The 14603-nt window shown below is 60.4% G+C and carries 13 protein-coding genes; all 13 read right to left on the minus strand.

Features of this window, described 5'->3' with window-relative positions; all coding sequences use genetic code 11:
* Nucleotides 1–223 precede the first annotated feature (223 nt).
* The gene (locus tag ACYZTW_RS25070; protein WP_462002223.1) at nt 224–1585 is read right to left on the minus strand and encodes a flagellar hook-length control protein FliK; all 1362 of its coding nucleotides are present in this window, start codon (nt 1583–1585) and stop codon (nt 224–226) included.
* A gap of 83 nt (nt 1586–1668) precedes the next feature.
* On the minus strand, nt 1669–2037 hold the full coding sequence (locus ACYZTW_RS25075; protein WP_462002224.1) for an Hpt domain-containing protein: 369 nt from the start codon (nt 2035–2037) through the stop codon (nt 1669–1671).
* A 30-nt stretch (nt 2038–2067) separates the two neighbouring features.
* Nucleotides 2068–3774 carry an ATP-binding SpoIIE family protein phosphatase gene (locus tag ACYZTW_RS25080; protein ID WP_462002225.1) on the minus strand — a complete coding sequence of 569 codons (1707 nt, stop codon included), beginning with the start codon at nt 3772–3774 and terminating at the stop codon, nt 2068–2070.
* A 5-nt stretch (nt 3775–3779) separates the two neighbouring features.
* A complete protein-coding gene (locus tag ACYZTW_RS25085; RefSeq protein WP_462002226.1) occupies nt 3780–4085 on the minus strand; it encodes an STAS domain-containing protein in 306 nt (101 codons plus the stop codon).
* A gap of 207 nt (nt 4086–4292) precedes the next feature.
* Nucleotides 4293–4742 carry a flagellar export protein FliJ gene (gene fliJ, locus ACYZTW_RS25090; RefSeq protein WP_462002227.1) on the minus strand — a complete coding sequence of 150 codons (450 nt, stop codon included), beginning with the start codon at nt 4740–4742 and terminating at the stop codon, nt 4293–4295.
* Nucleotides 4743–4748: 6 nt separating this feature from the next.
* A complete protein-coding gene (gene fliI / locus ACYZTW_RS25095) occupies nt 4749–6107 on the minus strand; it encodes a flagellar protein export ATPase FliI (protein WP_462002228.1) in 1359 nt (452 codons plus the stop codon).
* A complete protein-coding gene (gene fliH / locus ACYZTW_RS25100; RefSeq protein ID WP_462002229.1) occupies nt 6097–6906 on the minus strand; it encodes a flagellar assembly protein FliH in 810 nt (269 codons plus the stop codon). Before fliH ends, fliI begins: the two co-directional genes overlap by 11 nt.
* 7 nt (nt 6907–6913) lie before the next feature.
* On the minus strand, nt 6914–7933 hold the full coding sequence (gene fliG, locus ACYZTW_RS25105; protein WP_007948903.1) for a flagellar motor switch protein FliG: 1020 nt from the start codon (nt 7931–7933) through the stop codon (nt 6914–6916).
* A complete protein-coding gene (fliF, locus tag ACYZTW_RS25110; protein ID WP_462002230.1) occupies nt 7926–9713 on the minus strand; it encodes a flagellar basal-body MS-ring/collar protein FliF in 1788 nt (595 codons plus the stop codon). Before fliF ends, fliG begins: the two co-directional genes overlap by 8 nt.
* Nucleotides 9714–9727: 14 nt before the next feature.
* Nucleotides 9728–10057, minus strand: a complete 330-nt coding sequence (fliE, locus tag ACYZTW_RS25115; RefSeq protein ID WP_008151056.1) for a flagellar hook-basal body complex protein FliE — start codon at nt 10055–10057, stop codon at nt 9728–9730.
* A 304-nt stretch (nt 10058–10361) separates the two neighbouring features.
* On the minus strand, nt 10362–11747 hold the full coding sequence (gene fleR, locus ACYZTW_RS25120) for a sigma-54-dependent response regulator transcription factor FleR (RefSeq protein WP_462002231.1): 1386 nt from the start codon (nt 11745–11747) through the stop codon (nt 10362–10364).
* A gap of 5 nt (nt 11748–11752) precedes the next feature.
* A complete protein-coding gene (locus ACYZTW_RS25125) occupies nt 11753–12958 on the minus strand; it encodes a sensor histidine kinase (RefSeq protein WP_462005837.1) in 1206 nt (401 codons plus the stop codon).
* Between the two features lie 128 nt (nt 12959–13086).
* A complete protein-coding gene (locus ACYZTW_RS25130) occupies nt 13087–14562 on the minus strand; it encodes a sigma-54 dependent transcriptional regulator (protein ID WP_461997422.1) in 1476 nt (491 codons plus the stop codon).
* Between the last annotated feature and the right edge of the window lie 41 nt (nt 14563–14603).

The raw sequence follows: 14603 nt of genomic DNA on the forward strand, positions 1-14603 counted from the left end.
CGTCACTATTCGGGTTTTCACAGTCGCACGGCAAGGCAAGAGCAAGTGTTATGCCAGAAGTGTCGGGAGGGAGATGGGTGGAATGGCTGTCATTGAAGAACACGGCAAATCCACTGTGGGAGCGAGCCTGCTCGCGAAGGCGTCGTGTCAGTCAACATCAATGAGGCTGACACACCGCTTTCGCGAGCAGGCTCGCTCCCACAGAGTTTGGTGCCTGATTTGATCAGGCGTAGTAGTCGACTGCGCTGGAACCGATGACGCTAGTGGTGCTGGCCGCTACTTCGGCAACTGTTGGCGCAAGATTCTCATCCATGGAGTCGAGGCGACCACCGCTGGCGTTGGTGCGCCCACCCTGGCCTTGACCCTGTTGAGCCTGTTCCTGCCTCTGGCCCTGCCAGCCACGGGACTGGTCGGAAACGTTGACGTCGACCTGGCCCATGCCCTGCTGCGCAAACATGTCGCGCAAGCGATGCATTTGTCCGTCCAGCGCTTCGCGGACACTTGGATGGGCGCTCATGAACGTCACTTGGGTCTGCTGATCCGGAACCATGTTCACCCGAATGTCCAACCGCCCCAGTTCGGCCGGTTGCAACTGGATGTCGGCGGCCTTGAGATTGGCGCTGGACAAGTACATGACCCGGTTCACCACTTCTTCGGTCCAGCCACTCTGATGCATGGCGATCGGTTGGTTCACCGGCAATGCGTTGGCGGTTTTCGGCGTGGCCGCCTGGGTCAGCGCCGCCAGGCGGTTGGCGAAATCGTCGACCCGGGTATCGCTGCTCGCGGACTTCAGGTCCTTGAGGCCGTCATCGATAAGACCACTGAAGGCCTTGTCGCCACCCTGGCCGGTGCTGTCCTTGTCGGCTTGCACATCGAACATGCTCGCCATGCCTGTGGCGAAGTTCTGCGCCGAGGTTGGCTCGCCGTCGGCCTGGGCCTGGGCCGAGGTCGGTGCCGCTTTGGGCTGAGCCTGGCTGGAAGCGGAAACATGCCCGCTCTGCTCCATGGCCATGCGCACCGCGGGTAGTGCATCGAGGGGATCGGCTTCGGGATCGAAATCGCTGTCAGTGCTTGCAACGACCGGAGTCGTTGTCGCCGTCACGGCCGCTTCGACCTGCGGTTGCGGGGTGACTACAACGGGCGGCGTTGCCGGTACCGGCGTTGGCACCGCAGGTTGTACTGCCTGCATCAACGCAGGATCCAGTGTCGGATCAACGGGCGCAGCATCGGCAACCGGCGTCTGCGCAGTATCCGACCCATCATCGCTGGCGGTCTTGTCGTCGGTCGGCGCCGGTTTATCGGCGGGCAAGGATTTGCCGCTATCGGCAACCGTAGGTTCCGGGGCGGCAGAGTTGTCGTTGCTGACGTCCTTTTTGCCGGGGCTGTCCGGCGTTTTATCGCCTATTGGCTTGGCCGATCCATCACCCACTGCAGAGGGTTTATTCCGGGCTTGATTGGCATAGACCTGAGCGAAGCTGGACGCCTTGTCCCCAGGCTCAGCGGCCAGCGCCGGTGTATTGGCGGAAGCGGCTTGAGTCTTGGCCTGCGCGGCGGCCTGAAGAAGCATATTGGGGGTAACGGGCATGGAACGGTCTCCGCTGCACTGGGATCGTAGGTACAGTTGACGGAGATTATTGCAAAGGTCGCGCCAGGTTTGAGTGGCAGGCGCTAAAAGCGCCGGACGGTCTCATTGGCAGAGAGGGAACGCTGACGCTCCGCCTCATAGAGAGGTCGGACGATGGCGAATTCGCTGTCAATTTCCCCGATCAGCTTTTCGATGCCTGCGAGTTCTTTTTTCTGGACTCGCTGCTCCAGCTCATGACACAGCTCGGACAGCCGGGTAGCGCCCATATTACTGCTACTGCCCTTGAAGCTGTGTGCAGCGGCGCCTAACTGATCGGCATCGTCAACCTGCCGCAGCAGATGCAAACGCTCTTCGGAATCGGCGAGAAAGGTATCCAGTAACGTCGGATACTCATCCTCCATGACCTCTTGCAACGCGCTCAGCACGTCGCGGTCCAGGTGTGTGTCAGCCACTTGCTCACTCCTTGATCAAGAATGCGTGGATTATGCCAGAGCCTCCCAGAAAAATTCCACGCGGGCACTTCGACCATTGTCGGACCAACTCGCATTGTGCCCCAGCTGACGGATCAGACTGACGCCACGTCCCGACAGACGGACAGCATCAACGGGCCGCTCCATCACCCGAGCGACATCGAAACCCTTGCCACTGTCTTCGACCCGAACCGCCAGGCAACCGCCCTCACCCTTGGGTGTCACCTGCAAATGCACCCGCACGAAGCCGTCCTGCAATTCGTCCAGGCGCGTATTGCGCTGTTGATAATAGCGGGTAAAACCCGAGGCATCGCGCTTCAGCGCCGAATCCAGCCCCAGCACCCCATGTTCCAGGGCATTGGAATACAGTTCGGCCAGCACACTGTAGAGCGCCCCGCTCTGAGCCCGCAGACCGTGGACCTCAAGCAGCAATTGCAGAAGATACGGCAGCGGATTGAAACGTTTGAGCGTGGCGGCGCGAAATTCGAAACTCACTGACCAGTCCAGCGGACAGGACTGACCACTGTCGGAGTACACCAATGCCGGTGGGCTCAGTTGTGCGGCCTCCAGCAGACTGACCTCGACCATGCTCACGTCATCGCGGGCCTCGCCGCGAAAGTCCCGCAACGCCTGCTCGATCTCTTCGAACAACTCATCAGGCTGACGATTGGCCGCAAACACTTGCTGCAATCGCTCCACACCAAACAACTGTTCGTTGGCATCGCAGGTATCGATCACCCCGTCGGACAACAGGAAGACCCGATCCCCGACCGCCATCGGAAATACCTCGGTGCGGTCATCAAAGGATTGCGGGCTCAGCACGCCGAGCGGTAAATGCCGAGCCGTCAGCGGCGTTCGTTCACCGCTGGCGATGCTGTGCAGGTAACCGTCCGGCATCCCGCCGTTCCACACCTCCACCGAGCGTCGCTGAAAACTCAGGCACAGCAGCGTTGCACAACAGAACATGTCCACCGGCAGGATGCGCTTGAGCTTGGCATTCATCTCGCGCAGGGTTTCGGACAGGCCGTAGCCCTTGGCGGTCATGCCATAGAAGACTTCGGCCAGGGGCATGGCACCGACCGCGGCCGGCAAACCATGGCCGGTAAAATCGCCGAGCAGCACGTGCATGTCCCCGGCCGGGGTGAACGCGGCCAGCAGCAGATCGCCGTTGAACAACGCATAGGGCGATTGCAGGTAGCGGATATTGGGTGCATTCAGGCAGCCGGAGTGGGCCACCTTGTCAAACACGGCCTTGGCCACGCGCTGCTCGTTCATCAGGTAGTCGTGGTGCCTGGCGATCTGGTCACGCTGCTGCAACACCGTGGCCTGCAACCGTCGCAAGCGGTCCATCGCCTTGATCTTGGCGGCGAGGATCACCTGGTTGTAGGGCTTGGCCAGAAAGTCGTCGCCTCCGGCCTCCAGACAGCGGGCCAGCGCTTCGCTTTCGGTCAGCGAGGTGAGGAAAATGATCGGCACCAGGGTTTCCCCTGCCAATACCTTGATCTGCCGCGCCGCCTCGAAACCGTCCATCACCGGCATCATGGCGTCCATGAGCACCAGTTGCGGTCGCTGCTGGCGAAACGCTTCAACGGCTTCGGAACCGTTGGCGGCCGTCAGCACCTCATGCCCCTGACGACGGACGATGGTCGACAGCAGCATGCGATCGGCCGCGCTGTCTTCGGCGATCAGGATCGTCAGCGGTTCGAACAAAGACTGCATGGCGGTCACGCCACGTCGAAGATTTGTTCGAAGTTGGAGATGGCGAGAATCTTGCGCACATCTGCATTAGCGTGGGTCAACGTGATTTCGGCATTCTCGCCACCGGCGTGATCACGCAATAGCAACAGCATGCCGAGCGCTGAACTGTCGAGGTAGGTGGCGTCTTTCAGATTCACTTCGAAAGACTCGGGTTTTGGCTGAAGATTTTCGTAGGACTCGCGAAATTCCTGATGCTTGGCGAAATCGAATCGTCCCCTGATCGATATCGTCAGCTTTTGACCATCTTGGGATACTTCTGTAACGACTGACATTTAACGGCTTCCTTGTCATGGGTGAACGTACGTGTACAAGGTTTAGCACTTGGCGGAGGCCGGAGCAAGGCTGGAAAACTGTGGCGTCTTTAAGTATGCCTTCGCGAGCAGGCTCGCTCCCACAGGTTGACCGCATTCACCCGAAAGAACGCGGCCCCCTGTGGGAGCGAGCCTGCTCGCGAAGAACGATAACGCGGTCCAGCTGATTCAATACGAATCCTGACGCGGCAACCGCTGGGACAACTCATCCAGCAGCTTTTGCTCGCGCCGGTCTTCCAGTCGCCGCGCCTCATCCATGTAGCGCACCACCAGTTTGCGCAACCCTTCGACCCGGGCAAATGCCTGTTGCCAGGATTCCCGCGCCTTGTTCAGATTGTTTTGATGCCATACGAGGCTTTGTCGCTGCTGGTCGATGGCAGTACCCAGTTGCGCCAGGAAGCCTTGATAACCCAGCAGCCATTGGCCCGACACGCCGCTGCTGCCGCGCACGATCCATTGCTCTTGATAGTCGAGACGAAAGGCTTCAAGGTCGGCGAGTTTGCTTTCGGCCAGGCGCACCTGGCCCTGAAAGTGCCCCAGACGCTGGACCGCGGTTTTCTCGGCCTTTTCGGCCATTTCAACCACCGGTGCCAGACGCCCCGCTCGACTCTGGGCCATGGCCGGTTAGCCGCCGGCCGCTGGGGCGAAGATCGAGCCGAGGTAGGCCTCGCTTTCGCCCAGGCTGATGCTGTCGTTCAGGCCCTGACGCAGGTATTTCACCAGCTGCGGTTGCAGGGAAATCGCCAGATCGGTCTCCCGATCACCACCTGCGACGTAGGCGCCGACGCTGATCAGGTCGCGACTCTGCTGATAGCGCGACCACAGCTGCTTGAAATACTGGGCGCGCGTCATGTGCTCCGGCGAGACCACCGACGGCATGACCCGGCTAATGGACGCTTCGATATCGATGGCCGGGTAATGACCTTCCTCGGCCAGACGCCGGGACAGCACGATGTGCCCGTCGAGTACGCCTCGCGCGGCATCGGCAATCGGGTCCTGCTGGTCATCGCCTTCGGACAAAACAGTGTAGAACGCGGTGATCGAGCCGCCGCCCTTCTCGGCATTACCGGCCCGCTCCACCAGTTTTGGCAGTTTGGCGAACACCGATGGCGGATAACCCTTGGTCGCCGGCGGTTCGCCAATGGCCAGGGCAATTTCCCGCTGGGCCTGGGCGAAACGGGTCAAGGAATCCATAAGCAGCAGGACGTTCTTGCCCTTGTCGCGGAAATACTCGGCGATACGCGTGCAATACATCGCCGCGCGCAGACGCATCAGCGGCGCATCGTCCGCCGGGGACGCCACCACCACCGAACGCTTGAGCCCTTCTTCACCGAGGATGTGCTCGATGAATTCTTTAACTTCACGACCCCGCTCACCGATCAGCCCGACGACGATGATATCGGCCTCGGTGAAGCGGGTCATCATGCCCAACAGCACACTCTTGCCCACGCCAGTACCGGCGAACAGGCCCAGACGCTGACCGCGACCGACCGTCAACAAACCGTTGATGCAGCGAATGCCCACGTCCAGCTGTTCGCTGATTGGTTCGCGCTTGAGCGGGTTGATGGTCGGGCCGTCCATCGGCACCCAATCCTCGGCCTTCATCCCGCCCTTGCCGTCCAGCGCACGACCGGCGCCATCGAGCACCCGCCCGAGCATGCTCATGCCCATCGGCAGACGACCGGTATCAGCCAGAGGCACCACACGGGCACCGGGAGCGATGCCGGCAACGCTGCCGACCGGCATCAGAAACACCTTGCTGCCGGAGAAGCCCATGACTTCGGCTTCGACCTGCACCGGGTGATAACTGTCATCATTGATGACCATGCAGCGGCTGCCCATGGCGGCGCGCAAGCCCTCAGCCTCGAGGGTCAGACCGACCATGCGCAGCAAGCGGCCTTCCAGGATCGGCGCGCCTGCAAGCGTAATGGCCTCGGCGTAGCTGCCGAGGCGCTTGGCAAAGCTGGTGCGATCAAGGCGCATCGGGATCGTCCAGTTCGGGTTCAACCGGCGTGACCGCTGGCTTGTCGCTGATCGGCAGTTCCAGACTCAGATCCGGCGCGGCCGGGTGCAAGGCCTGTTCGTGCAACTGATCGAACAGCTTGTCCATGACCCGCGCAACGCGGGTTTCGACCGTGGCGTCGATACGGCTGTGTTCAGTCTCGACCCGGCAACCACCGGGCAACAACGCCTCGTCCTCGACGATGCGCCAGGTTTCTTCATGGCGCTCGCGCAGGGCTTTGACTTGTTCGAAATCTTGCGGATTGATGTACAGCCGCACATTGCCCACGCCCAGCGGCAAGAGCTTGAGAGCCTCGCGCATGACGTGTTCGATTTGCGTCGAGTCGATGGCGAGTTCGCGCTGAATCACCTGTTTGGTGATGTGCTGCACGAGGTCGACCAGGGACTTTTCGATCAGGGTGTCCTGCTCGGCGATGGGCTCGAACAGATGCCCCATCAGTTGCTCCAGAGCGGCAACCTTGGCGGCCAGCGCCACTTCGGTTTCCTGACGGACCTTGAGCGTGGTGCTGTGAAAACCTTCTTTCTCACCGGTGGCGAAGCCTTCGTTGTAGGCCTCCTGGCGAATGCTTTCGAGTTCTTCGAGGGTCAGTGGCTGGACTTCTTCCAGCGGCACTTCTTCCATTTCCGGGGGCTCGGGCTCAGGTTCTGGCTCGGGTTCCGGCACGAACGGATCGAAACTGGGCAGCGACCAGACATCGAAACCACCGACGTCCTTGCCACGGATCAGGTCGGTGTTGGACTCATCATGTTTGGACGACATAGTGACCTTAGATCATCTCTTCGCCGCCCTTCCCGCCGAGAACGATTTCTCCGGCTTCGGCCATACGGCGGGCAATGGTGAGGATTTCTTTCTGCGCCGTTTCCACGTCGCTGACGCGCACCGGGCCTTTGGCCTCGAGGTCGTCGCGCAGTAGTTCGGCCGCCCGTTTGGACATGTTCTTGAAAATCTTCTCTTTGACGCCTTCATCCGACCCCTTGAGCGCCAGTACCAGCACGTCGGAGGACACTTCGCGCAGCAGCGCCTGAATGCCGCGATCGTCGACATCGGACAAGTTGTTGAACACGAACATGAGGTCTTCGATCTGACCGGACAGGTCTTCGTCGACTTCGCGAATCGAGTCCATCAACTGACCTTCGATCGAGCTGTCGAGGAAGTTCATGATATCGGCTGCGCGCTTGATGCCACCCAGGGTGGTGCGCGAGGCATTCGAGTTGCCGGAGAACTGCTTCTCGAGAATCTGGTTGAGTTCTTTCAGGGCAGCAGGCTGCACGGTGTTCAGCGAGGAGACCCGCAGAATGATGTCCAAACGCACCTTGTGGTCGAAGTTACCCAACACTTCGCCCGCCTGGTCCGGATCGAGATACGCCACCACGATCGCCTGGATCTGAGGGTGCTCGTAACGGATCACGTCGGCGACGGCGCGCGGTTCCATCCACTTCAGGCTGTCGAGGCCACTGGTGTTGCCGCCCAGCAGGATCCGGTCGATCAGGCCGTTGGCCTTGTCTTCGCCCAGGGCCTGCGTGAGCATTTTGCGCACGTAGTCGTCGGAGCCGACGCCGAGGCTGGTCTGGTCGCCGACGATGTCGACGAACTCGCTCATCACCTGCTCGACCTGCTCGCGGTGCACGTTACCCATCTGGGCCATGGCCACACCCACACGCTGGACCTCTTTGGGCCCCATGTGGCGCAGCACCTGGGCGGCGTCGGTTGAACCCAGGGACAGCAGCAGAATCGCGGCTTTGTCGACCTTGGACAGTTTGGCGGCAACGGCTCGGTTATCACTCATCTGCGTTAATCCACTCTTTCACGACCTGGGCCACGCGACCCGGATCTTCTGCCACCAGACTCTTGATTGCATTCAACTGTGCGTCATAGCCTTCACTCGGGCTCGGCAACAGGATACTGGTCGGGCCGCCGAGACTGACGCGGTCGTTGGCCAGTTCGCCGTCCAGGCCGCCCATGCCACCCAACTCGACGTCGCTACCCAAGCCTGCAAGCTGCTTGCCTTTGCCGCCACCGGTGATGTTGTTGAGCACCGGACGCAGCACACCGAACACCAGCACCAGGATGAACAAGACACCCAGCACTTGCTTGACGATGTCCCAGAACCACGGCTGGGAGTAGAACGGAATATCGGCAATCACTTCACCGCGCTCGGCGGAGAACGGCATGTTGATCACGCTGACACTGTCGCCACGGCTGGCGTCGAAGCCGACGGCGTCCTGTACCAGGCGAGTGAAGCGCGACAATTCATCGGCGGTCCACGGCGCACGGGTGGTTTCACCGTTGGCCGCGTTGATCTTGACCTGGTCATCCACCACCACCGACACCGACAGGCGATTCAAACGGCCCTGCTGCTGTTTGGTGTGGCTGATGGAACGGTCGAGTTCGAAGTTCTTGGTGGATTGTTGACGCTTGTCCGCCGGGTACGGTGCAAGCATAGGCTGGCCGGTGGCCGGGTCCATGATTTGCTGACCGTTGGCATCCAGCAATGGCTGGCCTGGCTGTACCATGCCGGCCGACGCGGTAGCGCCACCGGTGGTTTGCGGTGCGGAGGCAGGCGACGGCGGCTGGTTGCTCAGGGCGCCAGGCACACCTTGCGGGCCATTGCTGGCGGTACGTTGTTCGTTGACCGACTGCTCGCTGCGCAACGCCGGTTGGTCCGGGTTGAACTGCTCGGAGGTCGACTCGACGGCACTGAAATCCACATCGGCCGAGACTTCGGCTTTATAGCGATCGTTGCCCAGTACCGGTTGCAGAATGTTATGCACGCGTTGGGTGAGCATGCTTTCCATGCGGCGGCTGTAATCGAATTGCTTGCCGGCCATGGTCAGTTCGGAGTTCTCCGCCTGATCCGAGAGCAGCGTGCCCTTCTGGTCGACGACGGTAATCTGGGATTTGCTGAGTTCTGGAACACTGGTGGCCACCAGGTTGATGATCGCCAGTACCTGGCCCGGCTCTAGCGAGCGACCGGAATACAGCTCCACCAAAACCGAGGCGCTCGGCTTGCGCTCATCGCGCACGAACACCGAACTTTTCGGAATCGCCAGGTGCACGCGGGCACCCTTGACGTTGTTCAGGCTGGAGATGGTGCGGGCCAGTTCGCCTTCGAGACCGCGACGATAACGGGTCGCTTCCATGAACTGGCTGGTGCCCAGGCCCTGGTCCTTGTCGAGAATTTCAAAGCCAATGTTGCCGTCGCTGGGAGTGACACCAGCGCCCGCGAGCTTGATTCGCGCACGGGACAGGTCATCGGCCTTGACCAGCAAGGCACCGGAGTTCGGTTCAACGGTATAGGGAATGTCGGCTGCGGCCAGCGTATCCATGACCTGTTTGGCGTCCATACCGGCAAGGCTGCCGTACAGAGGCCGATAGTCCGGCTGCTGGGACCACAACACCACGGCAAAGCCAATCGCCACGCTCGCTGCCAAGCCGACCAACAGGCCTACCTGACGCAACATGGTCATCTCGGAGAGGTTTTCCAGGAAGGACAACCCGAACAGCGGCGGCTTGCCGTCTATTGGAGTGGCCTTGGCCGGAACATTATCGGCGACTGCTTCTGCCATGACTCAATTCGTCCTTAAACCGGCATCTGCATGATGTCTTGGTATGCCTGAACCAGCTTGTTGCGTACTTGCGTCAACGCTTGAAAAGACACGCTGGCCTTCTGCGAGGAAATCATCACGTCCGTCAGGTCGACACCGCTCTTGCCGATCTCGAAGGCACTGGCCAACTGACTGGACGCCTGCTGGGTGTCGTTCACTTTATTGACGGCCTGACCGAGCATGTCGGAAAAGCTGCTGCCACCCATTTCAGGAACGGCGGCAGTCGATTTCGACGCAGACATGGCATCCATTTGCATGGAACGCATGTCCAGCATCAATCGATTGAATTCAATACCTTGGCTCATGGTTTCTCTCTTTGACGAGCTACGTCTTTGGCGACCCGCAATTTTTTGACACTCACTCGGCGGGTAGTGAGGTGTTAGCAACAAGGGTGCCAGCTCCGTGGCCGCTCTAAACAAAAGCCCATCCTTGGCCCTCATTCCAGTCTTTCAAGCCGTAATGCAATCTGTAGCAGCTGGCGAAGCCTGCGTTCGGCTGCGCAGCAGTCGTGAAATCAGTCAGTGCGGTGTTTCAGAAAGACCGAGTGTTCAGGTTTTACGACTGCTGCGCAGCCGAACGCAGGCTTCGCCAGCTGCTACAAAAGTCGAATCAGGTGGCGAACAAATAAGCTTCCACGTCCATTCCGGCATCACGCATTTGCGCCAGCTTGTAACGCAGGGTGCGCGGACTGATGCCCAAACGCTCGGCGGCCTCTTTGCGACGGCCGCGCTCGGAGCGCAAGGTGTCGATGATCATCTGAAATTCGCGGCGACGCAGGTCATCACCCAGCGCCCCGGCCGACGCGGATTCGACCTCCACGGTTCGCACGGACGTTGGCGCCAATGCCGGCAACGGCGCACAAGCGACCGGCCCGGCCAGACAGAAATCCTCAGGCTGTATCAAACCGCCCTGCTGCAGAATCAACGCCCGCTGAATCGCGTTATCCAGCTCACGCACATTACCCGGCCACGGATAACCAATCAGGCACGCCTGAGCCTCAGGCGACAGCCTTGCCGCGGCATGCTTCATTTTATTGACGTACTTGGCCAGAAGGCGCTCGGCCAGTGGCAGGATGTCGGCGGTACGTTCGCGCAACGGACGCCAGGCCAGCGGAAACACCGACAGGCGATAGTAGAGGTCTTCACGAAAACGCCCCGCCGCCACCTCACCGGCCAGGTCACGGTTGGTGGTTGCCACGACCCGAATGTCCAGCGTGATCGGCTTGCGTGCGCCGACTCGCTCGACTTCGCGCTCCTGCAAAACTCGCAGCAACTTGGCCTGGAGCCCTAGGGGCATTTCGGAAATTTCGTCGAGCAGGATAGTCCCGCCATCAGCCTGTTCGAACTTGCCGGCCTGCGCCGCGATGGCGCCGGTGAACGAACCTTTTTCATGACCGAATAACGTGGCTTCGAGCATGTTGTCGGGGATGGCTGCGCAGTTGATCGCAATGAACGGCTGACTGGCGCGATGGGAATGCTGATGGATGTACCGCGCCAGCACTTCCTTACCGGTCCCGGACTCGCCGGAGATCAATACTGTGGAATCACTGCGCGCTACCCGCGCGGCCAGTTCCAGCAATTGCGCACTGGCCGGCTCGAACGCTACAGGCCCCTCGCCCTCGGTCGCACCGAGACTGCCCAGCGCATGACGCGCCACCAGATCGAGTAACGCCTTGGGCTCGAACGGTTTGACCAGGTAATCCGCCGCGCCCTGACGCATCGCATCGACTGCCCGCTCCACGGCGCCGTGAGCCGTCATCAACAACACCGGTAGCTGCGGCTGACGAGTGCGCAGCAATCCAAGCAGTTGATGGCCGTCCATGCCCGGCATGTTGACGTCACTCAGCACCAGGTTGAACGCCTCGGCACCGACCGCTGCCAGCGCTTCCTCCGCCGAACCGACGGCTTTGAAATCGTGCCCGGCGAGCAACAGCGTATCGGCCAGTGCTTCGCGTAGCGCGCGGTCGTCCTCGACCAGTAAAACCTTGATTGCCATGTCCTTCACTCCGCTCCCTGAGCGCTCGGCTTTTCACCAGAAAAAAGCGGCAGGATGACCTGCGCGCAAGTGCCGCGACCCAGCCGCGAGCGCAGCTGCAATTCTCCCTGATGGGCACGGGCCACAGCCTTGACCACGGTCAGGCCAAGGCCGGTCCCGGTGGTTTTAGTGGTAAAAAACGGCTCGCCGAGTCGTGCCAGCACTTGCGTGTCGATGCCGCTGCCGCTGTCACTGACAGAGATGCGCAGGTTGTTGTCATGGGTATAGAGGTGGACCTTCAAGCGCACGACACCGGCACTGGCCTGAATGGCGTTCTCGATCAGATTCAGGATCGCCCCGACCAGCGTGTCGCGATTGCACAACAACTCGCCGGAATGACTGTCGCACTGCCAGCGAATCGGCAGGTCCTGCACATGGGTCAGTGCTGCCGCCTGCAGCGACTGCATCAACACTTTGGGCGTGACGCGATCGGTCAGCGGCAGCTCGCCGCGAGCAAACACCAACATGTCGCGAACCTGATGCTCCAACTCATGCAGACGCTCTTTCAGGCGCCCGGCAAAACGTTGCTGGGTCTCGACCGGCAACGCCTGCTCAGTCAAATGACTGGCATAGAGCAAGGCGGCGGATAAGGGTGTACGAATTTGATGGGCCAGCGAAGCGACCATTCGGCCGAGGGACGACAGACGTTCGTGGCGGGCCAGCTGATCTTGCAGATGGCGGGTTTCAGTCAGGTCGTTGAGCAACACCAACTGGCCGGGCTCGGCATCCAGCGAGCGAGTGGAGATCGACAAACGCCGACCGTCCTTGAGCGAGATTTCGTGACCGTCGTCTTCACGGGGCGCAAAGCAGCGGGCAATGACATGACGCCACAGCTCGCCTTCGAGGGGCAGACCGAGCAGTTCGCAGGCAGCGGGATTGGCCTCGCGCACGATGCCTTGCGCGTCGATGACGATGACGCCGCCGGGCAACAGATCTAGGAGGTTTTGCAGCCGGTTGGCCAGGCGTTCTTTTTCCGCCAGCTCTTGCATGCGTTGCGCGCTGACCACCGCCAGCTCGCCCTTGAGCTCGGTGACCCGGGCCTCAAGCATGCTGTAGGAGTCGGTCAATTGGCTCGACATCTGGTTGAACAGTGCAAACGCCTGCTCAAGGCCAAGCCGGCTCGCCTGCTCTACGGACGACGGTTGCCCCGAAGCGTCAGGGACAGGAGACATCTGGGCGGCTTGGGGCATCGTGCTCTCTCGCTTGGCTGACCGTCAGTTAAACGGAACGTTGCGAGGGATGTAGCAATACCCGTGCCTAAAAAAAAGCGCCTACAAATGAAGGACTTGAAAAACAGGCGTCAATCATCCGCCTGTTCATCACCGTCACGACGGCTCATGCCGTACTTGCGCATCTTTTCCACCAGTGTGGTGCGACGAATACGCAGCCGCTCTGCCGCGCGCGCCACGATGCCATTGGCATCATCCAGCGCCTGCTGAATCAGCCCTTGTTCCAGACCACCGAGGTAGTCTTTCAGGTCCAGGCCTTCCGGCGGCAGCATGGCACCGGCCGAGAAGTCCGGAGTATGACCATTGATGGCCACCCGCTCTTCAAGATCGCTGCGCAGGCTGTCGACCAGTTGCTCGTCTTCATCGTCGACGTAACGGAATTTCTTCGGCAACTCGACCACGCCGATCACCCCGTACGGATGCATGATCGCCATGCGCTCCACCAGGTTGGCGAGTTCGCGGACGTTACCCGGCCAGCCGTGACGGCACAGCGACATGATCGCCGCGGAATTGAAACGGATCGAACCACGCTTCTCGTGCTCCATGCGCGAGATCAACTCGTTCATCAGCAGTGGAATATCTTCGACACGTTCGCGCAGCGGCGCCATCTCGATCGGGAACACGTTCAGGCGGTAGTACAAGTCTTCGCGGAAGGTACCGATCTCGATCATGCTTTCGAGATTCTTGTGGGTCGCCGCGATGATCCGCACATCAACGCTCTGAGTCTTGTTGCTGCCCACGCGCTCGAAGGTGCGCTCCTGCAGAACGCGCAGCAGCTTGACCTGCATCGGCAGCGGCATGTCGCCGATTTCGTCGAGGAACAGCGTGCCGCCATTGGCCAATTCGAAACGCCCGGCACGGCTGGTGATTGCCCCGGTGAAGGCGCCCTTCTCGTGGCCAAACAGTTCGCTTTCCAGCAACTCGGCCGGGATCGCCCCGCAGTTGACCGGTACGAACGGCGCGTCACGGCGCTTGGAGTGATAGTGCAGGTTGCGCGCAACCACTTCCTTGCCGGTCCCGGACTCACCAAGGATCAGCACACTGGCGTCGGTGTCGGCGACTTGCTGCATCATCTGACGGACGTGTTGAATCGCCCGACTGGTGCCGACAAGACTGCGGAAAAGATTGGGTTCACGGTGACGACCGCGCTCGCGGGCCTGGTCGTACATCTCGCGATAGACCTGGGCACGGTGCAGGGAGTCGAGCAATTTGCTGTAGCTGGGTGGCATTTCGAGGGTCGAAAGCACTCGGCGACGCTGGTCTTCTGGCAAGTCAACGGAAGAATTATCGCCCATTAACAAAACCGGAAGGAACTCATCCCAGGTTGAGAGTGTCTTTAACAAGCCCACAAGTGCACCAGGAGCATTAACCGTCCCGATGAGGACACAGATTACTTCACGACTTGATGACAATGAGCCGACAGCCTGCTGCCAGTCATGGCTACCGCAGGGTAAATTTTCTTCGCCGAGAAAATTTAAAATCACCGCCAAGTCGCGGCGGCGGACGCTATCGTCATCAATCAGCAGAATTTTGGTTTCACGCCACATGCAATAGCAACTTCCCTAGTCAACTCAATGCCCAAAATGAG

The organism is Pseudomonas sp. LB3P25 (assembly GCF_054897985.1).